Genomic DNA, 22,200 nt, shown 5'->3' with positions numbered 1-22,200 from the left:
TCCATGGATGCTAGTATTATCTTTGAATGAACAGTTTATTTGCTTTTTGATATCCACGTGGTAACAACACGCCTTTCGATGCACGTTTACCCACATATTTTTGCAGATCGTCGCCTTTAAGCTTTAATTGTTGATTTCCTGCAAGCACTTGAATTATTTCATCTAAATTCAAAGTTGTCATGGATACAATTTGATCTTTTGCCTCAAGTTGTATCAATTTATTACCTTTACCCTTATTCAATACTGGTAATTCATCAAGTTCAACCAACAGCAAACGACCCGCAGAACTGAGGAGTGCAAGATGTGTTGCATTCTCAATCGCCGTTAAATTCATGACCGCCGCGCCTTCAGATAAACTAAGGAAGGCTTTACCCGCTTTTGCATTGGTATCGAGGTTTTTGGCTTGGGTTTTAAAGCCATAGCCTTTACTACTCATCGCCAAGACTTCTGTTTCATCTTCGGCAATAAACACTTGTTTAAAGCCGACACCACTTGCAGGTGCAAGTTTAGAACTCAGAGGCTCACCTAAACCACGCGCGGATGGCAAGGTATTGATGCCCAAAGCATAGCTTCGACCGGCATCATCCAATACATAAACGCGTTGATTCGATTTACCTTGCGCATGGCTGAGATATTGGTCACCTGCACGGAAATTTAAGTTCTCAGCATCGACTTCATGACCTTTCGCCGAGCGAATCCAACCCGCTTCAGACAACACCACAGTCACAGGATCTGCAGGAAGCATATCTTGTTCATTAATCGCATGGGCTTCTGCACGTTTCACAATTGGAGAACGGCGGTCATCACCAAATTTCTTCGCATCTTCTTTAAGTTCATTAATGATCAATGCTTTTAATGACTCAGGGTTCGCCAATTGTTCACGAATAATGGCTGCTTTGGCTTCCAATTCTTCTTGTTCACGGCGCATTTCCATTTCTTCAAGTTTTGCCAAATGACGTAACTTGAGTTCTAAAATCGCTTCTGCTTGAATTTCATCGATATTAAAATGCGTCATCAACACCGGTTTAGGCTGATCTTCTTCTCGAATAATACGAATCACTTCATCAATATTCAGATAAGCAATGATCAAGCCTGCAAGTATATGTAATCGTTTTTCAATTTTATTCAGATGATAAGTCAAACGACGTGTTACGGTATTTTTACGGATTTCAATCCATTCCAACAAAATACGTCGGATCGATTTCACTTGCGGACGACCGTCAGCGCCAATCATGTTCATATTGACACGATAGCTCGACTCTAAGTCGGTGGTTGCAAATAGATGACTCATCACCGATTCAGCATCAATACGGTTTGAGCGCAGGACAATCACTAAACGTGTTGGGTTTTTATGATCTGACTCATCACGTAAGTCCGTGACCAATGGCAACTTCTTCGCCTGCATTTGATCTGCAATCTGCGTGATCACTTTCGACCCTGAAACCTGATACGGTAACTCCGTAATCACGATTTCATTTTTCTCAATACTGTACACAGCACGAGTTCGATAACTACCGCGACCCGTGGTTTGTATTTTGAGTAATTCTTCTGGAGAACTAATAATTTCCGCACGTGTCGGCAAATCAGGTGCAGGAATATATTCTGCGACTTTCTCATCGGTTAAGTTTGGATTGCGAATTAAGGCGATGGTGCCCTTCACCACTTCACGTAAGTTATGCGGTGGAATATCGGTTGCCATACCCACTGCAATACCCGTTGTGCCGTTGAGTAAAATATTCGGTACACGTGCAGGTAAATTCACTGGCTCTTTCATCGAACCATCAAAGTTATCCTGCCAATCACAAGTCCCTTGCCCTAACTCAGACAATAGTAAATCACTATACGCAGACAGTTTTGCTTCGGTATATCGCATCGCTGCGAAGGATTTCGGATCATCTGGTGAGCCCCAGTTTCCCTGACCTTCAATAAATGGATAGCGATAACTAAACGGCTGCGCCATGAGGACCATGGCTTCATAACAAGCTAAGTCACCATGAGGATGGTATTTACCCAGTACATCACCAACCGTACGTGCAGATTTTTTTGGCTTACCCGTTGGCTTTAACCCGAGTTCGCTCATCGCATAGACGATACGACGCTGAACGGGTTTTAGACCATCACTGATATGTGGCAATGCACGATCCATAATCACGTACATGGCGTAGTTGAGATATGCTTGTTCGGTAAATTCTGCTACGGAACGGTTTTCTGTCGCATGATGCGCAAGGCTTGTCATAACAACCTGTAATCCTAAATTGTTCGTTCTTTATTGGGTTCTTATGCTATGTCGCAGGTGCCCCCTATACAAGGGGATGATCTAACACTCTGCGACAAATTGTGTCTTATGGCGTAAAAATATCCATTTTATTCACCATGATCAACTAAAAATTCAACAGTCTTTATAGCCCAATGGATTCTAAAGTTTTGCCTTTGGTTTCTTCACCTAAAACCAAAATCACCACGGCAACGGCAATTAAGACTGCTGTAAACATCATAAAGACATAGCTAAAACCATGATCCATATCCATCATATGTGTCACAGCAAAAGGCGCGGCAATGCCCCCGATCCGACCAATGGCACCGGCCCAGCCCGAACCAAAGGCACGAATATTGGCCGGGTATTGTTCTGGTGTATAGGTGTAAAGTACGCCCCAAGCACCGAGATTAAAGAAGGACATTAAACAGCCCCAGATCACGATCTCTGTCACACTGCCAGACTGACCGAAGAAATATGCCGAAATGGCACACATCCCAATGAAGCCCGCCAACGTAGCTTTACGACCTAATTTTTCGACCAACCATGCAGCTGCAATATAACCTGGCAATTGTGCCAAAATCATGACCAAAACATATTCAAAGGATTGAACAATTGTGTAGCCTTCTTTGACCAATAAGCTTGGTAACCATGTAAAAATACCATAATAAGAAAAGACGATACCGAACCAAATGAGCCACAGCATTAAAGTACGACGTGCAAAAATGCCTGACCAAAGCTGTGAAAAACTGATATTGTGCTTTTCTGCAACTGGTTTGACTTCAAAGATTTCAACAACTTCTACACCACATTTGGCTTCAATCTTTTTCACCAATGCATGTGCTTCATCAAAACGTCCACGGTTGATTAAATAAGGCACCGATTCGGGCACCATTTTCCAAATCACGATCGCATATAACGCAGGAATACCGCCAATCAGGAACGCTGCATGCCAACCAAAATCCGGAATAATAAAGCGTGAGACCAACGCTGCAACCAACCAGCCCAGTCCCCAAAAACTTTCTAGTAAGACAATAAAACGACCACGCACATGCGCCGGAATATATTCACTGACCAAAGTCACCGCGACAGGGAGTTGCCCCCCTAAACCTAGGCCGACAATAAAACGAAATACCAACAACCAAGTTAGATTAGGTGCAAACGCACATGCAGCGGTGGCTAAGCTATAAATCACCAATGTCCATGCAAAGACTGTTTTTCGGCCGAAGCGATCAGCCAATCCACCAGAAAATACTGCGCCAATCGCCATCCCAACAAAACCAATCGAGACTACCCAACTTTTATCATTTGGTGTCATGGCCCAATCTTCAGCCATTTTCGCTAAGATGAAGGAAATGAGTCCCGTATCCATGGCATCAAACATCCAGCCAAGGCCAATAACCCAAAGTAAAGTGTAGTGAAACTTACCGATGGGTAAGCGTTGTATACGTGAGACTAAGTCCATAACAAGATCTCTGAACTGGTGGAAGGATGAACACTGCTTTCCCAACAGGATGTATGATTTTGCGTTTTTTAGTATAGATCCATGCAAAAGACCGACCATTGATCCGTCTTTTTAGCATTTTAATGTCATGTTATAGCAACGCGGTTACGACAAATCTTTTGAAGATACTGACTGATCATCATCATCTTTATAAATAAATTTAGGCATTTCTAAGCCAAAGTAAATGGCGATCAGACGTAAGGTGAAACCGAAAATGAGCGTCGCAATGACGGTTAATTCTAGCGATAAGCCAATCTCTATACAGAGCCAATAACAAATCACGGACACAAAAGAAATACTGGCATAAAGTTCACGACGGAACACCAGCGGGACATCGTTACATAGAATGTCTCGTAAAATACCGCCAGAGACCCCAGTTAACACCCCTGCTACCGCAGAAACGACAAAACCATGTCCCATTTCTAAAGCGATTTGACAGCCAATAATGGTAAAACCAATGAGACCAAGGGCATCGAGAACCAAGAAAATATTACGAAGATGACGCATCCACTTTGCAATCAGGATGGTGACAAATGCAGCAAAGCAGGTCAGCATGAGATATTCTGGATGCTTAACCCAAGTCAGTGGATAGTGCCCAAGCAGCACATCACGAACCGAACCGCCCCCCAGTGCCGTGACACAGGCAATCAATGTTACCCCAAACCAGTCCATACTCCGCCGACCCGCAGACAATGCACCTGTCATTGCTTCTGCCGTGATTGCGATAATATAAATAACGGTAAGTAACATCGCCCTTCTTCCACTGAGGGTTGAGATGCGCGCTATTCTAAGCTAAATCTGCTCAAATGTTATAAAAATTGCGCACAACATTGTTTAAATTTTCGTCCAGAACCACAAATACAGGGTTGCTTCATGGTGATTTTCATCTCTGTGGTCGGATCAAGGAAATACCAGCGCTGCTCGAACTTCACAAAGTGTGAAATTTCATGATGTACTTGCGCTTGCTGCCCATCGTGATAATGGGCTTTAAATTCAACTCGAGCATGGTTTTTATCGAGTTTTTCTTGGGCTTGTACCACCTCAAGCTTTAACCACTGATTGGCCTGACTCCACGCTGCAATGGCACTCACATCCAAGGCTTGCTGCTGTCCAATTGCAGTTGTTTGTACAATATAATCAATCTCATGTTGTGCAAATGCACTATAACGTGATCGCATCAACTGCTCTGCGCTCTGTGCATTTTCACGCCCCGTATGTAAGGGCTGACAACAGCTACCATACTCACCTTTGCCACATGGACATTGGACTTGTGACATGTTTGTTTCCATAAAAAAAAATAGCCTGACAATGCAGGCTATTTTAACGGATCTTTCCACACAATTTTCATCAGCAGTATGTGAATCAATATTGATCTATATAGATTAAGCTGAATGTTCTCTTGGCCTCAGCTTAATCTTCAGTTGGGATGGGAATGACATGCACTTTTTCGATCTTATGGCCATCCATTGTGACCACTTCAAAGATGTGTTCATCCGCTTTGAATTTTTCACCATTGGCTGGTAAACGGCCCAAATGAAATAAGATATATCCGGACAGAGTTGAATACTGTTCAGCATCATCCACCAAGTCACGACCCAACAATAAAGACACGTGGCGAATATCGGTTGAGCCATCGAGTAACAATGAACCATCATCGAGACTTTCTGCTGCCGTTTCCGGTTCATCTTCATCGGGGAACTCACCTGCAATCGCTTCTAAGACATCGATCGGTGTTGCAATCCCTTCAATTGAACCGTATTCGTTTAACACCAAAGCCATTTGCAACGGTGCTTGACGCAGTTGTTCCATCACCATCAAGACTTGTGCATTTTCATGCACCACCACTGGCTCACGGAGATGTTTTTCGAAATCGAGTACGCCCGTTTCAATATAGTCATTCATGACTTTATGAGTCAGTACCGCACCCGCAATATTGTCAAGCTCACCATGTGCCACAATTAAACGTGAATGCGTGGTACTGAGTAATTGAGCACGAATCGCCTCAGGTTCTTCATCTAAATCAATCCATTCCAGTTCAGGACGAGGTGTCATCACTGACTTTACTGGACGCTCAGATAAACCCAGTACCCCTTGTACCATGACACTGTGGTAAACCCCATTGTCTTCATCAAAGACTTCATCAGCAAAAGCACGTGTTGCAAGCACATCTTCATTTTCATTTTGATTGTCTGCAACATTTTTCCCACCGAGCATACGCATCACTGCTGAGGCTGTGCGATAACGTAAGTCTGTGGTTGTCACCATTTTTTCCTGATTATGACGCATGGTTTGGTTCAAGAACTCAATCATGACAGAGAAACCAATGGCAGCGTATAAGTAACCTTTTGGAATATGGAAACCAAAGCCTTCGACCAAGAGCGAGAAACCGATCATCATTAAGAAGCACAGGCACAGAATCACCACCGTTGGGTGACGGTTCACGAAGTTCATCAGTGGTTTAGATGCCCACAGCATAATGCCGACAGCAATAATGACCGCAATCATCATGACAGAAAGGTGTTTCACCATCCCGACAGCGGTAATCACGCTATCGAGCGAGAACACGGCATCGAGCACCACAATCTGCACAATCACCATCCAAAACGTCGCATGCACAGGATTTTCTTCCTTGAGCATAGGCTTGTTTTCAAGACGTTCACGCAGTTCCATGGTGCCTTTAAATAGCAAGAACACCCCACCAAACAGTAAAATTAGATCTCGACCGGAAAATGGATGGTCGAAAATATGGAACAGTGGGTTGGTTAGAGTCACCACCCATGCAATTGAAGCCAGTAAGATCAATCGCATACACAGTGCAAGCAATAAGCCGACAATCCGTGCAGTATTACGCTGTTCTGGCGGTAATTTTTCCGCAAGAATCGCAATAAAAACCAGGTTATCGATACCTAAAACAATCTCAAGCACCACCAGTGTCAATAAACCCACCCATGCAGATGGGTCGGACATCCATTCAAAGATCATGGTTGTATCTCCTGAATGTTATTCACACGTGGATCATGCTGATTTGAAGATGAAATGCATTGGACATGCGCAAACGCTTTTAATGGCGTTCTTTCTAATATTTTGATGTGTGCTGAGTGACAACAACCACTACCCATGACGGTTCTTTAGCTTAAAATGAAGTTTTAAGTATAGCAAGTTAAGGTAAAAATTCACCCTTTTTTACCAAAGTACAATCTCAGTATGGAAGAATTTAAACCCAATGATGACATTAAATTGTCATATTTAGCTGCCAATGTAGTGTCATAAAAAATAACATGCTAAGGTAAAATTAAAACGTAATGAATAGCGGATTAAAAATGACAGAAAAACGTGGTAATCCTTCTCCTGCTACAACACAACCTTTAATCGCACTGTATTGCGGCTCCCGCTCTGGTAACAATCCAATTTATCAAGAAAAAGCCATCGCATTAGCGCAAGGCTTGGCTGAACATGGTTTTGGTCTGGTCTATGGTGGCGCCAGTATTGGCCTGATGGGTCAAGTCGCTGACGCTGTGGTCGATCATGGCGGCGAAGCCGTGGGTGTGATTCCTGAGTTTATGTTGGATTATGAAATTGCACATAATCATTTGACTGAACTACACGTCGTGCGCAGTATGCATGAGCGTAAAGCCATGATGGCAGAACGTGCAAGTGCCTTTGTTGCTCTGCCCGGTGGTCTCGGTACATTCGAAGAAATTTTAGAAATCGCCACTTGGGGACAGTTGAATCAACACCAAAAACCGATGATGCTTTATAACGTCAATGGCTTCTATGATGCACTAATTGCACAATTAGACCATGCGGTCGCTGAAGGTTTCTTGCCGCCGCAGCATCGTGCCAAACTGATCGTATGTAATTCTTCGAAGCAGATCTTTAGCGCACTGAAAAATTTAGATTGCCCGAAAAATTTCGTGGTCTAACTGTATTTTAGATGTCAAAAAGGGGAATAAAGTATTCCCCTTTTTTTTATTGCTCGATGTCCTACTTCAAATCAAGATCGTGCCGACTTAACCTGACACCACACGATAGAACCATGGCAATGTTGTCGCTAAGAAAATACTCATCAATAAACCAAGCATCAATTTCATCGCATCTTTGCTGACATTTCGTGAAGTTCGATATTTATTCACTTCATGTAAATGCATGGACATGGCAAATTCACGTCCTGCAAGTAAGCCCAAGAATACCCAAGTGGTACTCATTGGAATATTACTCCACTCTTTGAACACCAATAAAATCAAAGCATACATAAAGTCGATAATGGTTGCCGAGCGGATATCAGCCACACCCGTTTTGGTGTCGATAATGCCCTGAATCGCCCCGCCACGTTGGTACAAAATGATCCCAAGCAGTACGATAAACACCACAATTGCAAAAATCAGGAACTCCAGCGGCACCTGACGAGGGACGTAGACAAAAATATTGGCCAAATCCTGAATCAGCCACTGACTCCATAAAAATGCCGTCGAAACCCACTGTAGTCCCACCCAAATATTCGAGGGTGTTTCATCACGTGTTTTACTGAAATAAACCGAGATGCCTTTAATCACAAATCGATAAACAATAATCGCAACAACAAAAGCTACCGCATAACCCATCATCGACTTAGTTAACATCGACCCAAGACTACTCGGAGAGAAAATCGTTAACACTAAGAATGTGGTGCTGACCGGAATTCCGTAGCGAGTCAAAATGATCAGTAAGATCGGTGGCACAATATAGAGCCACGTGACCCCTTCTGCGGGAAATGGAATCGTTTCTAAACGACCATAAGATGCATCCCCCACGCCAGAACTGTACCAACCATAAACCAATACAATAGCTAGAATACTGCTGACATAGATCCACAACAGCCACCAAGGGCGATGCGCATTGGATGAAATAAAGGTTCCCAATGTCTGTGGCACATCATTACCGACAATAGAATAGGCCGCGAGACAGAAGCCTATGACCATCAGAATTTCGATTGTCATGAAAACAAAACACCTTTGCCATAAAGAATAAAGCCCTCCAATAAATGAAGGACTTGAGCGCATTATGACAGTTTATCTGGCGTTCATACAATTTCGTGCCGCGCTTTTCTCAACACTAAAATAAAAACCTCAAATAAAACAAATGCTTTAAACTTTAATTATTTCAATTTAATCTGATAAACCGCAGTGCTACTGCTCACTTCATTTCCAACCACCAACAAAGGTTGGGCATTGGGTGAATCTTTGGCCGCAATAAAAATCAGACCTTCAGGTCCCACATCGCCTTGTTTAACCACATCAGTGCCGAAACTTGTAGTTTCATGTTTTCATTCGTCTTTTATTTTAATATGACCAATTTATAAACATTAGGTTGCATAGAGATGAAACTTTCATTGCATTTTTCTTGCAATTTTTTGGCTCAATTATGCAAAGCTTTTACTACATCTGAATGGCAATATTCATTTAAACTGTTTAAAAATCTCAGCTTTATTGACTTATGAATAGCACGCCAACGCATCAGGCTTTACAACCCGAATTTAGACTTCTAGTGCTATTGGTCTCTATTGGCTTTTTTATGCAAGGTCTGGATACGACCATCGTCAATACCGCAATCCCAGCGATGGCAAGAAGTTTGGGCGAAGACCCTCTACAAATGCATAGTGTGGTCGTGGCCTATGTCTTGTCCGTTGCGGCGTGTATTCCCTTAAGTGGTTGGTTGGCCGATCGTTTTGGCGTACGAAATACTTATTTCACAGCCATCATTATTTTTACGTTAGCATCGCTAGGCTGCGGTATGGCCAATAGCCTGAATGAGCTGTTGGTTTATCGGGTAATTCAAGGCATAGGTGGCGCATTACTGCTGCCTGTTGGGCGTTTGGCGATGCTCAAAGTGATTCCTCGGACACAGTTTTTATCGGCCATGAGTCTGATGAGCCTTGCCGGTTTGATGGGCCCCTTAATTGGCCCTACCCTTGGCGGTTGGATGGTGGAAGTCGCAACATGGCATTGGATCTTTTTAATTAACATTCCAATGGGACTGCTAGGGGTACTCATTACCTTTAAAGCCATGCCCAATGTGACCGAACCGAGCGTACAACGCTTCGACTTTATGGGTTTTTTCTTATTGGTCATCGCCATGGTGGGTTTATCGTTAGGCATTGAAAACTTTGCCAGCCCGCATCTGCCGCTATGGTGGAGCCTACTTTTGGTCGCTGCGGGGATCATCGCTAGTTTGATCTATGCCTTTCATGCACATACCCACGCCAATGCGCTGTTTCGCAGTAAATTATTTCAAAATCGGATCTATGCCATCGGTATTATCGGCAACTTCTTTGCCCGCCTTGGCGGCAATGCCATGCCATTTTTGATTCCCTTAATGCTACAAGTGGCTTTTGGCTTTGAGCCTTTTATCACAGGTTTATTGATGATACCGACGGTACTCGGTTCATTGGCATCAAAACCGATTATTCGTCAAATTATTCAACGCTTTGGCTATCGTAAAGTGTTATTGGTAAATACTTTCTTGGTCGGTGCCTGTATTTGCAGTTTTGCACTCTCTACGGCTGAAACCCCCACTTGGTTACGTGCCTTACACTTTTTTATTTTTGGTATTTTAAACTCGCTGCAATTCGTTTCGATGAATACCTTAACCCTCAAAGATTTACCCCAACAAGATGCCAGCAGTGGCAACAGTTTCTTGTCGATGATTATGATGGTATCCATGAGTATTGGTGTGGCTTTGGCAGGGACTTTAGTCAACGTGTTTACGGCCTATCATGGTCCTGCACAAATCGAAACGGCATTCCATAGCACCTTGATTTTACTCGGCTGCATTAACCTGATTACCGCAGCGATTTTTTGGCAGATTCCTAAACATGTGGATGTCTAAACCTGTGTCATCGGGCAAATCTATGACAGATCAGCCCTTAAAGGGTTATGATAAAATGGATACTTGGATACATTTTCATGCCTAAAAAAGCCAAATCACGTACCTCTAAAAGTTCACTCAAAAAATACAGCCCGATTATTGCACTCAGCGCTATCAGCGGCGTCTTGGCGGTGGCTGGATTAGGTTATTTAGCCGTGATGCCGCATCGCCATGCATCTGCAGAAGAATATCCCGTCAAAGGTTTTGATGTTTCTCATCATCAAAAAGATATTCAATGGTCAAAAATTTCACCTAAAAAATACCAATTCGTTTATCTCAAAGCCACAGAAGGTGGTGATTTTAAAGATCGGAAATTTCAAGACAACTGGTTACAAGCACGGGAAAACGGCTTTTTAGTTGGGGCCTATCATTTTTACCGTCTGTGCCGTGATGGCAAGATTCAGGCGGAAAATTTTATTGCTTCCGTGCCGAAAAAAGCCGATGCCCTTCCTCCCGTGATTGATTTGGAATATGACACCAACTGCATTAACACCTACAGCAAAGAGCAGTTACTCAAAGAAATCAGCTATATGCATGATCGCTTGCACCGCCATTATGGCAAACAACCGATTTTTTATACCTCGAAGTCTTTTTATAATATTGTCTTAGCTGGCGAGTTTAAACAGACGCCGCTGTGGGTCCGCGAATATAAAGGCCCACCCGATCTAAAAAACAATCCGAAATGGCTGATTTGGCAACATACCAATCAAGGAAAAATTCAAGGCATCTCGACCACCGTCGATTTAAATGTATTTTCAGGTGATGCCAAGGCATGGACTGAGTTTTTAGACAAAAACGGCGTTTCCCCGATCAAACCCCGTTGATTTAATCACCGACTCAGGACAACATCGAACAAAATAATCCATGAAAACTGAGTCGCAGGATGCGTATTTTAAAAATTTTTCTTATTATATTTTCAATCTTTATGATCCTCGCCATTGGGATATTGGCTTATTTGATCCAACCTTCAGGGACCTTGGCAGCGTTTAAAACGTGGCATTATAACATCCCACACAAAACGCGGCAGATAATCTCTCTAACTTGCCCTATCACGTAAAGTTCTTTGGCGTTTCGACCTTACTGTTTGACGATGGTCAAGCGCAAATCCTCATCGATGGCTTCTTTACTCGTCCATCGCTTAGTCAGACCATATTCACTCAGATTCAAAGTGATCGACCTTTATTACACAGCTATATCGACCAATACGACTTAAAACGCACACGTGCTATTTTCGTGACTCATTCACATTATGATCATGCGCTCGATATTCCAATGTTGGCCCACCAGCTCCCTAAAGCCATGATTGTCGGCTCTAAAAGCACCTTAAATATTGCACGGGCAATGCCAATCGCTGAATCACAATTACACGAAGTTCAAGCTTGGCAGCCGATGCAAATCGGTAAATTCACCATTACTGCCATCCCCTCGCAACATACTCCGCCAACGGCCGTTAATAATGATTTGGGGGAAGAAATTTCGCAGCCACTGCAACTCCCTGCACATTTTAGTCAGTTTAAAGAAGGTGGATCATATGATTATCTCATCCAATATGGGCCGGATTACAGTTTAGTCAAAGCCAGTACAGGTGCTGTGCCCAAACAGTTGCAAAAACTAGAAGTAGATACTTTATTTTTAGGCATCGCTCAGCTTTCCAAGCAAACGGCAGCGTTTCAACAGCAATATTTCAAAGAAACCTTAGCGACTCTTCAACCCAGCACCGTGATTCCAATTCATTGGGATAATTTTTTCAAACCACTGAATCCAGAGCTCGAATTTTTACCTCGCTTTGCCGATGACACCCCTCAAAGCCTAAATCTATTGATACAGTCGGCAGCAGCTCAAAACAACAAGGTGGTTTTACTCAGTCAACCTGTGTCGTTCGAGTTAAAAAATTGAGGAAAGCGCTGGATTGACTGTGCGATACTGACATTCAATTTTTAGGCACTGATCTAATTAGGCATGAGGAAAATCATACATATCGACATGGATGCATTTTTTGCGTCAGTAGAGCTGCGGGAACGTCCAGAACTCAAGCAGCTTCCTGTTGTTGTGTCTTCACATCACCCTCGTGCAGTCATCTGTGCTGCGTCCTATCCTGCACGTGAATTTGGTTTACGTTCTGCAATGTCGATGGCACAGGCCCGTAAACTCTGCCCACAGGTCGTGGTGATCGAACCTAATTTTGAAAAATATCGTGCCGTTTCGGCGCAAATTCATGCGATTTTTCAACGCTATACGTCGCTGATTGAACCTCTATCTTTAGACGAAGCTTATTTGGACGTCACAGAAAATTTACAACATATTCCGAGTGCCACTGAAGTCGCTATGCGAATTCAGGCAGAGATTTTACAAAGCACTGGTTTAACTGCCTCCGCAGGTGTCGCGCCCAATAAATTTTTGGCTAAAGTTGCTTCTGATTGGAACAAACCCAATGGCATTTGTATTATCAAACCGTCTCAAGTTTTGCATTTCATCCATGACTTGGCACTGAAAAAAATTCCCGGTGTGGGAAAAGTGACTCAAGAAAAATTAAAAGCCATGCAACTCAATACATTGGGTGATTTACAACAAATTGAAGAAGCCGTTCTGATTCATCATTTCGGTAAATATGGCCGACAACTCTATCTGTATGCTCAAGGGATTGATGAACGACCGGTCCAATCTAGCCGCGAGCGTCAGCAGATTTCCAAAGAAACCACTTTTGATGATGATCTCACCCTGAGCCAATGTCAGCCCTATTGGCCCAAATTGATTGACCAAGTTTGGTCTAGTTTAGAAAAAAAGCAGTTAAGCGCGCGCGGTGTATCGGCCAAATTAAAACTGAAGAATTTCCAAGTGCTACAGCACAGTAAAAGTTTTAAAACGTCACTGAATCATCGTGAAGACCTTGCGCAGGTATTGCAGCGATTACTGCATGAAATGCATATTTCTGAGGACGATCAATTTCGCCTGATTGGCGTAGGGGTCTATCAATTAAGTGCGCAAAACCAAGAAACACAACTTTCGCTGCTCTAAAAACTTCAAGAAGATCGTATTTGCTTAAGATTTAGGCAGAAGAACAAAATTAAAGCACTTTGCTATTCACAAAGCCTAAAATTAGAGTACTCTATCAGCGCACTACATTATCCGTGTATGCGCTGAGATGCTGAAAATCACCTTTACTTTCAGCATGCTGTCCTGTGATTGGCGTGACGATCAAATCCGAATATTACAGGGCAACTCTGTTGTCAATCATGGAATACCCCGCTGTATGCCTTCTGCAAAAACTGCTCCAAATCTTCAAAATATTTCACAAAATCAAGAACAACGTGCGCGTAAAGCCGCATTAAGTAGCTTCATTGGTGCCGTAGTCGATTGGTACGATTTTTTACTTTATGGCATTGTTGCCGCACTCATTTTCAAAGATCAGTTTTTCCCCAGTATTGGCAACAATATGGGAACCTTGGCAGCCTTGGCGACCTTTGGCGTCGGCTTCCTGTTCCGCCCCTTAGGCGGCATTGTGTTTGGACATTTTGGTGACAAGCTGGGTCGGAAAAAAATGTTGGTGCTCACCGTCATCCTGATGGGGATTTCGACTGTCGGTATCGGTTTATTACCCAATTTTGCGGCCATCGGTTGGTGGGCCCCGATCCTGCTCGTAACACTTCGGGCAATACAGGGTTTTGCTGTCGGTGGTGAATGGGGCGGCGCTGCCCTGATGGCTGTAGAAAATGCCCCGAAAGGCAAAAAAGCCTTTTACAGTAGTGGTGTACAAATTGGCTATGGCGTCGGACTCGTTCTGGCAACAGGCGCTGTGTCTTTGATTATTGCCACTTTGGGTGAAGATGCTTTTGCTGATTGGGCGTGGCGAATTCCCTTTATTGCCAGTATTGTCTTGCTGGCTATCGCAATGTGGATCCGACGTGATCAAGACGAATCTCAAGAATTCGTCGACCATGTGGTCAAAGCTCGACAAACGCCGCAAAAATTACCGATTCTGCAAGCGATTAGCCAACACCCAAAAGCCTTTTTCTACATTATTGCGCTGCGCCTGACCGAGTTACTCACCATGTATTTGGTGACGAACTTTGCACTGAATTATTCCACCGCTCAATTGGGCATGGACAAACAGTTCTTCCTCAATATCACCTTAATGGTTGGTGCCATTAGCTGCTTCAGCATTCCCCTATTTGCGTGGCTAGCAGATCGATTTGATCATCGTAAGATGTGTGTATTGGGTGGCTTAATTGGTGCGCTTTCGGCCTTTCCTTTCTTTATGGCCCTTGATGCACAAAATACTTGGCTGATTATTGTCGGTGCAATTTTCCTTGCCAATATTGCCCATGATATGGTGGTGAGTGTACACCAACCGATTTTTACCTCCTTGTTTGGTACCGCCTATCGCTACAGTGGCGCAGGTGTCGGCTATCAAGTGGCTAGCATTATCGGTGGTGGCTTTACCCCAATGATTGCAGCAGCTTTGGTGATTTGGGGTGATGGTTCATGGCATTATGTGGCAATCTACCTTGCTGTCGGCTGTTTATTGACGGCCTTAGTTGCAGCTACGATGCCTAAAACTCAAGATTAAGTGCTCTTTTTTGCTTTCAGGATATTCCGCATGACCATCCAACGCCTGCATGTTTCAAAACGCTTTTCCGAAATCGCTATTTCAGGTCAATTGATCCATTTGGCAGGTCAATTGGCAACAGACCTTGATTTAGACATCAAAGGACAAACACAGCAAACATTTGAGCTTATTGATCAGTTCCTTGCAGATGCCGGTACAGATAAAAGCCACATTATGTCAGTGACCATTTATCTTAAAGATATTGAACAGGATTATGCAGCATTTAATGACATATGGGATGCGTGGGTGTCAGATATTGAAGCATTACCCAGAACTTGTGTTGAAGCCAAATTATACGACCCGCGTGTACGGGTAGAATTAACCGTCGTAGCCGTTAAGCCTGAATAACCATTAAGCCTGAATTACAAAAAAAGCATGTCTAAAGACATGCTTTTTTTTGTAAAAGATTTTGCTCTTTGAATCCCTAAGATCCAATAATTTTGATCTTTTTACGTTCCAAATCTGAATATAAATGATATTTTTTCAGATCATTAACCGGCACAAATGGCGCTTGTACACGCTGCTCATTCAAGAAATCTTCGCGTAATTGAACGTACTCAGGCACATCATCATAACGAATGACCCGATAGCCTGCCAAAGCGAGCAAAGCATCTTGATATTGCGACTGCTGCATCCGTTTTAGCACCATTGGATCATCTAAAGCGACGATCGCCAAGATCTGATGCTGTTCATCTAGGACGACAAAGTCCGCCACCATATTTCGATACTTATTCCGCGTACGATAGTATTTCGTGGTCAACAGTGCATCAAAAGACACGTGCGCAAGGATCGTATGCTTAGGCAAAATTTCTTTTAAACGCGTGTAGGTTAATTGCTCATTAATGTTGAAAATAGCACGTTGTTTCAATGCGCTATCTTGTTGCTTAGAATCACCTTCTAAACTTTTCCAAGCCATTATGAGCACACAGAAGAGTAAAATACTCCCTATTACTATGTATATAGTCATCTCATAATCCTTTATATTTCTTATATTTTTGGTTTTTGACATACTTCTTTTGAAGACGAAGTATACAACCAGTATTATTTTTTTAATTTCCTATTAAAAAAAATAACTCTAACTTTCACACAATACGTATTTAAACTGACAAAAAGTTGCAAACTTAAAGCGTTAAACATCACATGCCACTTCGTTCAGAGTAATAGCATCCATTGCTATATACAGATACTTTAGATCATTCGCTAAAACGACAGCAAGTGCATTTCCTCTCACTGTCAGACAATTCCGATAAGCTGTCAAATTTTGCTCGTATTTCATTGAGATAACCGACACACATATGGCATTGAGCTTGTAACAGCATATAAAAATGCAAACTGTCTTATGCTGCCGAGCATAACACCCATAAAAAAAGACACCGAAGTGTCTTTTTTTATTTAATCATTTTAAGCGCGTGATTTAGGCTTCGATTTTCCTTTGGGTTTCGGACCGCCAAAAGGTTTTTTCGCATCACCCGTTTCACGCGGCGGCAGACCAGTATGCTGCGTCAAGATTTGACCGCGCTCAGGACGCTTCTTGGTATTTGAAGGACGCGATTGAGCAGCCTTCGTCCGATTACCTTGTTCACCTGTACGTTTTTGTGAATCACCCGCAATGCTTGAGTTCTTTTTACGTGCAGATTGGTATTGACCCTCAGCACTGCCAGCCGGTTGATACGTCGGAATCAAATGCTGTTTTGAGTTCCCGATCAGATCCTGACGGCCCATTTCTTTGAGCGCTTCACGCAGCAATGGCCAGTTGTTTGGATCATGGTAACGTAAGAAGGCTTTATGCAAACGACGGCGTTTTTCACCTTTCACGATATCGACATTTTCGGTATAACGCGCCACTTTAGCCAGCGGGTTTTTACCAGTGTAATACATGGTCGTTGCAGTCGCCATTGGTGATGGATAGAAGGTTTGCACCTGATCGGCACGGAAACCATTCTTCTTCAGCCAAATCGCCAAGTTCATCATGTCATAGTCCGTCGTACCCGGATGCGCTGCGATAAAGTAAGGAATGAGATACTGCTCTTTCCCTGCTTCCTTACTGAAACGATCAAACATTTGTTTGAAACGGTCATAGGTCCCGATCCCCGGCTTCATCATCTTCGATAATGGGCCTTTTTCGGTATGTTCTGGCGCAATCTTCAGGTAACCGCCAACGTGATGTGTCACCAATTCTTTGACATATTCTGGGTTTAACACCGCAAGGTCATAGCGTAAACCAGAACCGATCAGAATCTTTTTAATCCCCGGCAATGAACGTGCTTTACGGTATAACTGGGTTAAAGGCGCATGATCGGTGTGCAAGTTTTGACATACACCTGGGAATACACACGACGGCTTACGGCAGTTCTTTTCAATCTCAGGATCTTTACATGCCAAACGGTACATATTGGCCGTTGGGCCGCCTAAGTCAGAAATGATCCCAGTAAAGCCCGGTGCGGTATCACGAATTTTTTCAACTTCACGCAAAATCGATTCTTCAGAACGGTTTTGGATGATACGCCCTTCATGCTCTGTAATTGAGCAGAAGGTACAGCCGCCAAAACAGCCGCGCATAATGTTCACAGAGAACTTAATCATGTCAAAGGCAGGAAAACGCGCTTCACCATACGCAGGATGTGGCAGACGTGCATAGGGTAAATCAAACACGTAGTCCATCTCTTCCGTCGTCAATGGAATCGGTGGTGGATTTAACCAGACATCACGTTCACCATGCTTTTGTACCATCGCGCGCGCATTGCCCGGATTGGTTTCCAAATGCAAAATACGGTTGGCATGTGCATACAGCACAGGATCATTCGCCACATCTTCATAGGCAGGCAAACGAATCACCGCCAATTCACGCGGCGGCAATTTATGCTTAATGGCTTTTGATGCAGGTTGCAGCTGCACGATTTGCGTGTCGGCGTCTAAATTATCGCCTTCACGAACAATCGGATTTGCTACCGCCTCTTTTTGGAAGCCCTGATATTGCGTAACGCTGTCTTTGCCTTTCTCGATTTCACAGCCTTCAAGGTCTTCAGTCATCACATAAGGATTAATGATCGGATCGACACGGCCAATTGCATCGACATCATTTGATGCGATTTCAACAAACTTCGCTTTTGAAGCCCGGTTATTTTTATTCACAATAAATGCAGTACCGCGGACATCCGTAATCTCTTGGATTTTTTCACCGCGGGCCAAACGATGCATGATTTCCGTGATTGAACGTTCACCATTACCATACATCAATAGATCGGCTTTCGAGTCCATCAATACTGAACGGCGGACTTTGTCCGACCAATAATCATAATGTGCAATACGGCGCAGCGAGGCTTCAATACCGCCCAATAATACAGGCACATCTGGATAAGCTTCACGCACACGTTGGCAGTACACGGTTGCTGCACGGTCTGGGCGTTTATTCGGTTGATTATCAGGAGAATACGCATCATCTGAACGGATTTTACGGTCAGCCGTATAACGGTTGATCATTGAATCCATGTTACCGGCAGTAACGCCCCAAGCGATATTCGGCTTACCTAACACACGGAAGGCTTCTACATTGGTCCAGTCTGGCTGAGCAATAATCCCGACACGGAAACCTTGTGCTTCAAGGGTACGGCCGATAATGCCTGAACAGAATGATGGATGATCGATATACGCATCACCGCAAACCAAAATAAAGTCACAGCTGTCCCAACCGAGTTGATCCATCTCTTCGCGTGACATCGGCAAAAATGGCGCAGGGTCAAAACAAGACGCCCAATATTTGTCGTAATCAAACAACGCTTTTGGCGCAGTCTGCATAGTATAAGCAGTAGACATGGCTAGCAATTCTCGGCTGGCAGATGGAATGATCTGAAAAAAGATCAAAGAAGATGAAAGCCGATCATTTTACCATGAATTCCATCCATCATGCTTGATTATAATTTATACAATAGCTAGAGAATCATTGAATTGTTTTATATAGACATCAGATGTAATAGTGCTGTAGCACAACTATAAAACTAGATTTAAATAAATCATTTGTAACTTTGCTTTAGTTTAAATCAACCTAGAATGTGTCATGAGTTATCGTATTTTTATTCAACATTAAATCCTGCGCCTGTTGAAATTGAATGTGCATTTCAGGGAAATATTTTTCAATATAAATCTTACGCTTATCTATACTGTCTTGAGTCATCAATGGTTTTACATCAAGCATTTGTCGGCGTATCATTTCCTGCTGATATTTTTGCCAAAAACTCAATGCTGCATTTGGATCAAAGCCCGCTTTCGACATCAGATCAAGTGCAAGGACATCAGCTTCTAGTTCAAAATTTGAAACTTTAGGCAAAAAAACAGCTTGCCCAGTCACACTACTGGCCGCAGTAGCAAGCGCACCGATACCCGCAGTTGAAGAAATCATCGCCACCTGACTTGCAAACAGCAAAGAAATCTTTTCACGATGATGATCACGTAATGCATGTGCCATTTCATGCGCCATCACAAATGCCAATTCATCTTCAGTCAGCTTTAAACTCCAATACAAACCCGTGTTAATGACAATTTTCCCACTCGGGAAACCATGTGCATTTAAATCTTTATTGAGATTCCCACTGACTTGCCAATCCCATTGACTCGAACCTTGACGGTAAAACTCCGCATTTTGCTTAAGTTTATTTAAAATTTGATCCAATTTCGGATCTATGATCAAAAGTTGTTTGTCTTTCGCCTGATGAATAAATTGTTGATAGGTTCTATCTGCCTGTTTAGTTAATAACTTTTGAGGAACGATAAAAAACTGTTTACGCTCTGCGCCTGTTGTCCCTAAATTCGTGGTACTTGCACAAGCTGAGATTAAGATAAAAACCAAAGCCACCATTAAAATAGTTATATTTTTCATAATCACCTTCAGTTTAAAACCAATGATGATCTATATATAATTCCAACCAAAAATAAATTCAAAAAATATGAAAAATACATATAAATGATAAATATCAATAACTTGAAAATATATTATATTTTAAAAAATGATAACCAAAAATATTTTATTTATTATATTGTGATGCGTTTCATTATTATAAGGCACCTTTTAAAAGAAATATTAAACCAAAGTTATATAATCATAAAAATAGTAAATTCAGCCATTTTTATAGTGTTATTTATATTAAAAAATAGATGTAAAACGAATATTAAATAATAGCTTATTCACATATTTCTATTTTAATTTATTCAATTTTATTGCTAATAAGAAACCGATCATCAAGATAACAGCAATAAAGCTCGTCAACCCTATCCAACCAGACATTTCCCAAACCAAACCACTACTACTACCCAAAATACTAGAACCTAAGTAGTAGCAAAATAAATACAGAGATGAACCTACGGCACGGTACTGCATGGATTGAACCGAAACCCAACTACTTGCCGTGGAATGCGCTGCAAAAAAAGCAAAAGTGAATATAATCAGCCCCAAAATGACTGACCAAAATGCCGGAATGAGCATGATCAACAACCCCAACAGCATCATGATCAGCATCGAAGGTAAAACTTTTGCCCGGCCAAAGCGTTTTCCCCAACTTGCAGCACGAGGTGAACTATATATTCCTGCCAAATATGCTATGGAGATTAGCCCAATCCAAGTTTGAGAAAGTTGATAAGGTTCTTCTAATAGGTGGTAGCTCATATAATTAAATATAGAGACAAAACATCCCATGAGGATAAAACCTTGAAGGAATAAAATTCTCAGCTTTGGATCTGCTAAATTTTTAACGAAAGATTCATAAAATCGGTTGAAACGAATAGGATAAGCTTGAAAATGTTGAGATGCCGGAAGTAATAAAAAGAACGCTGTGGCTATACAGAGGTTAACCATACCGATAATCATCATGGCATTTTGCCAACTGATATAATCAATCAATACCCCAGCAATGAGACGCCCACCCATTCCGCCAATTGCGGTACCTGAAATATACAGGCCCATTGCAAAGCCTATATCTTTTTGCGCAATTTCTTCACCTATATAAGTCATTGCAACAGCAGCAACACCGCTAACACTTAATCCGATCAACACTCGATTCAGTAAAAATATTTCCCAAAGTGGAAATATAGAACTGATAATTGAAAGTGATGCTGCCAAAAATAAAGCGGTGACCATCACAGGCTTACGACCGAATCGATCTGAAATCAAACCAGTGAACAGCAGCCCTACCGCTAAGGCAATGGTTGAAAAAGATAATGGAAAGCTGCTATGTGTCGGACTGACATGAAAGAAATCCGCAAAGATGGGCATCATCGGTTGTACACAATACAACGATGAAAAAATTGCGAAACCTGCTAAAAATAAAGAAAATAAAATGGCAAGAAATGGCCGTGTGCCATATTCAATATATGGAGAATTTGAGGCTAAATCAGACATGAGCTTTCCATCAATGACGAGGATAGTATACGCCTTTCTGCCTTTAATTTAAAAATCACATAAAAATGAATGAAGAATTCTTTATTTTCTCCCCCTTCCCTCCCTTTTTCCCCACAAAAAAAAACACCCCCTGACATATCAGGGGGTGTTTCGAATAATGAGCTGGCGATGACTTACTCTCACATGGGTAACCCCACACTACCATCAGCGCTAAGAGGTTTCACTTCTGAGTTCGGGAAGGGATCAGGTGGTTCACTCTTGCTATTGTCGCCAGCACAACTGTTTATGGATACTTGCTTAGTCTAATCTCAGAGCAGTGCTCTTCGTGCTAAGTTTTCTACCAAATGAGTTATTAACAGATCATATCTGAGTTGCAGTATTTTGTTCTTAAGCGTTAACTAAATCAAGTTATTTTGCTTAATATCGAATCAATTGATGCTTTACATACAACTGTTTGGGTGTTGTATAGTCAAGCCTCACGAGCAATTAGTATTGGTCAGCTTCATGCGTCACCGCACTTCCACATCCAACCTATCAACGTCGTA

Annotated in this window: 18 protein-coding genes and 2 rRNA genes; 7 read left to right on the top strand and 13 right to left on the bottom strand. The window is 42.5% G+C overall.

Annotation, left to right across the window (positions count from 1 at the left end; all coding sequences use genetic code 11):
- Positions 1-16: 16 nt before the first annotated feature.
- The 5 genes from parC to AC25JC_RS01970 form a co-directional block, all read right to left on the bottom strand.
- Entirely contained in the window at positions 17-2,236 is a 2,220-nt protein-coding gene (parC, locus tag AC25JC_RS01990; RefSeq protein WP_180024223.1) for a DNA topoisomerase IV subunit A, read from the bottom strand.
- A gap of 163 nt (positions 2,237-2,399) precedes the next feature.
- Positions 2,400-3,719, bottom strand: a complete 1,320-nt coding sequence (niaP, locus tag AC25JC_RS01985; RefSeq protein WP_078189474.1) for a niacin transporter NiaP — start codon at positions 3,717-3,719, stop codon at positions 2,400-2,402.
- Between the two features lie 144 nt (positions 3,720-3,863).
- Positions 3,864-4,508 (bottom strand): trimeric intracellular cation channel family protein, encoded by a 645-nt coding sequence (locus tag AC25JC_RS01980; protein ID WP_078189475.1) that lies wholly within the window; start codon positions 4,506-4,508, stop codon positions 3,864-3,866.
- Positions 4,509-4,567: 59 nt separating this feature from the next.
- On the bottom strand, positions 4,568-5,035 hold the full coding sequence (locus AC25JC_RS01975) for a YchJ family protein (protein ID WP_486923361.1): 468 nt from the start codon (positions 5,033-5,035) through the stop codon (positions 4,568-4,570).
- Positions 5,036-5,168: 133 nt separating this feature from the next.
- Entirely contained in the window at positions 5,169-6,740 is a 1,572-nt protein-coding gene (locus AC25JC_RS01970) for a TerC family protein (RefSeq protein WP_180109860.1), read from the bottom strand.
- Between the two features lie 320 nt (positions 6,741-7,060).
- On the opposite strand from AC25JC_RS01970, the gene AC25JC_RS01965 reads away from it, so the two are divergent.
- Entirely contained in the window at positions 7,061-7,681 is a 621-nt protein-coding gene (locus AC25JC_RS01965; RefSeq protein ID WP_078192607.1) for an LOG family protein, read from the top strand.
- A gap of 87 nt (positions 7,682-7,768) precedes the next feature.
- Here AC25JC_RS01965 and AC25JC_RS01960 read toward each other — a convergent pair whose 3' ends face one another.
- Together AC25JC_RS01960 and AC25JC_RS01955 are read right to left on the bottom strand one after the other, a co-directional pair.
- Positions 7,769-8,734 (bottom strand): hypothetical protein, encoded by a 966-nt coding sequence (locus AC25JC_RS01960; RefSeq protein ID WP_078189479.1) that lies wholly within the window; start codon positions 8,732-8,734, stop codon positions 7,769-7,771.
- Between the two features lie 158 nt (positions 8,735-8,892).
- On the bottom strand, positions 8,893-9,030 hold the full coding sequence (locus AC25JC_RS01955) for a hypothetical protein (protein ID WP_486923360.1): 138 nt from the start codon (positions 9,028-9,030) through the stop codon (positions 8,893-8,895).
- A 200-nt stretch (positions 9,031-9,230) separates the two neighbouring features.
- Between AC25JC_RS01955 and mdtD the strand changes: the two genes are divergently transcribed.
- From mdtD to AC25JC_RS01925, 6 genes are all read left to right on the top strand, one after another.
- Positions 9,231-10,622, top strand: coding sequence for a multidrug transporter subunit MdtD (mdtD, locus tag AC25JC_RS01950; RefSeq protein ID WP_486923359.1), 1,392 nt, complete (start codon positions 9,231-9,233; stop codon positions 10,620-10,622).
- Between the two features lie 77 nt (positions 10,623-10,699).
- Positions 10,700-11,485, top strand: a complete 786-nt coding sequence (locus tag AC25JC_RS01945) for a glycoside hydrolase family 25 protein (protein WP_180116071.1) — start codon at positions 10,700-10,702, stop codon at positions 11,483-11,485.
- 217 nt (positions 11,486-11,702) lie between these two features.
- A complete protein-coding gene (locus AC25JC_RS01940) occupies positions 11,703-12,557 on the top strand; it encodes an MBL fold metallo-hydrolase (protein WP_486923358.1) in 855 nt (284 codons plus the stop codon).
- Positions 12,558-12,620: 63 nt separating this feature from the next.
- The gene (gene dinB / locus AC25JC_RS01935; RefSeq protein ID WP_486923357.1) at positions 12,621-13,676 is read left to right on the top strand and encodes a DNA polymerase IV; all 1,056 of its coding nucleotides are present in this window, start codon (positions 12,621-12,623) and stop codon (positions 13,674-13,676) included.
- A 235-nt stretch (positions 13,677-13,911) separates the two neighbouring features.
- On the top strand, positions 13,912-15,228 hold the full coding sequence (gene shiA / locus AC25JC_RS01930; RefSeq protein ID WP_486923447.1) for a shikimate transporter: 1,317 nt from the start codon (positions 13,912-13,914) through the stop codon (positions 15,226-15,228).
- A 30-nt stretch (positions 15,229-15,258) separates the two neighbouring features.
- Positions 15,259-15,615, top strand: coding sequence for a RidA family protein (locus AC25JC_RS01925; RefSeq protein ID WP_486923356.1), 357 nt, complete (start codon positions 15,259-15,261; stop codon positions 15,613-15,615).
- A gap of 76 nt (positions 15,616-15,691) precedes the next feature.
- Here the strand turns inward: AC25JC_RS01925 and AC25JC_RS01920 are convergent, their stop codons facing one another.
- The 6 genes from AC25JC_RS01920 to AC25JC_RS01895 form a co-directional block, all read right to left on the bottom strand.
- Positions 15,692-16,234 carry a DUF2726 domain-containing protein gene (locus tag AC25JC_RS01920; protein WP_078189487.1) on the bottom strand — a complete coding sequence of 181 codons (543 nt, stop codon included), beginning with the start codon at positions 16,232-16,234 and terminating at the stop codon, positions 15,692-15,694.
- 434 nt (positions 16,235-16,668) lie between these two features.
- Positions 16,669-19,080 carry a YgiQ family radical SAM protein gene (locus AC25JC_RS01915; RefSeq protein WP_180093187.1) on the bottom strand — a complete coding sequence of 804 codons (2,412 nt, stop codon included), beginning with the start codon at positions 19,078-19,080 and terminating at the stop codon, positions 16,669-16,671.
- A gap of 229 nt (positions 19,081-19,309) precedes the next feature.
- Positions 19,310-20,140, bottom strand: coding sequence for a M48 family metallopeptidase (locus AC25JC_RS01910; RefSeq protein WP_486923355.1), 831 nt, complete (start codon positions 20,138-20,140; stop codon positions 19,310-19,312).
- A 315-nt stretch (positions 20,141-20,455) separates the two neighbouring features.
- Positions 20,456-21,655 (bottom strand): MFS transporter, encoded by a 1,200-nt coding sequence (locus AC25JC_RS01905; protein ID WP_486923354.1) that lies wholly within the window; start codon positions 21,653-21,655, stop codon positions 20,456-20,458.
- A 160-nt stretch (positions 21,656-21,815) separates the two neighbouring features.
- Positions 21,816-21,930 (bottom strand): 5S ribosomal RNA (gene rrf, locus AC25JC_RS01900).
- Between the two features lie 190 nt (positions 21,931-22,120).
- A 23S ribosomal RNA gene (locus tag AC25JC_RS01895) occupies positions 22,121-22,200 on the bottom strand; the annotation flags it as partial.

This window comes from Acinetobacter sp. P37, assembly GCF_057480965.1.
This window is presented reverse-complemented; position numbering and strand designations above follow the sequence as displayed.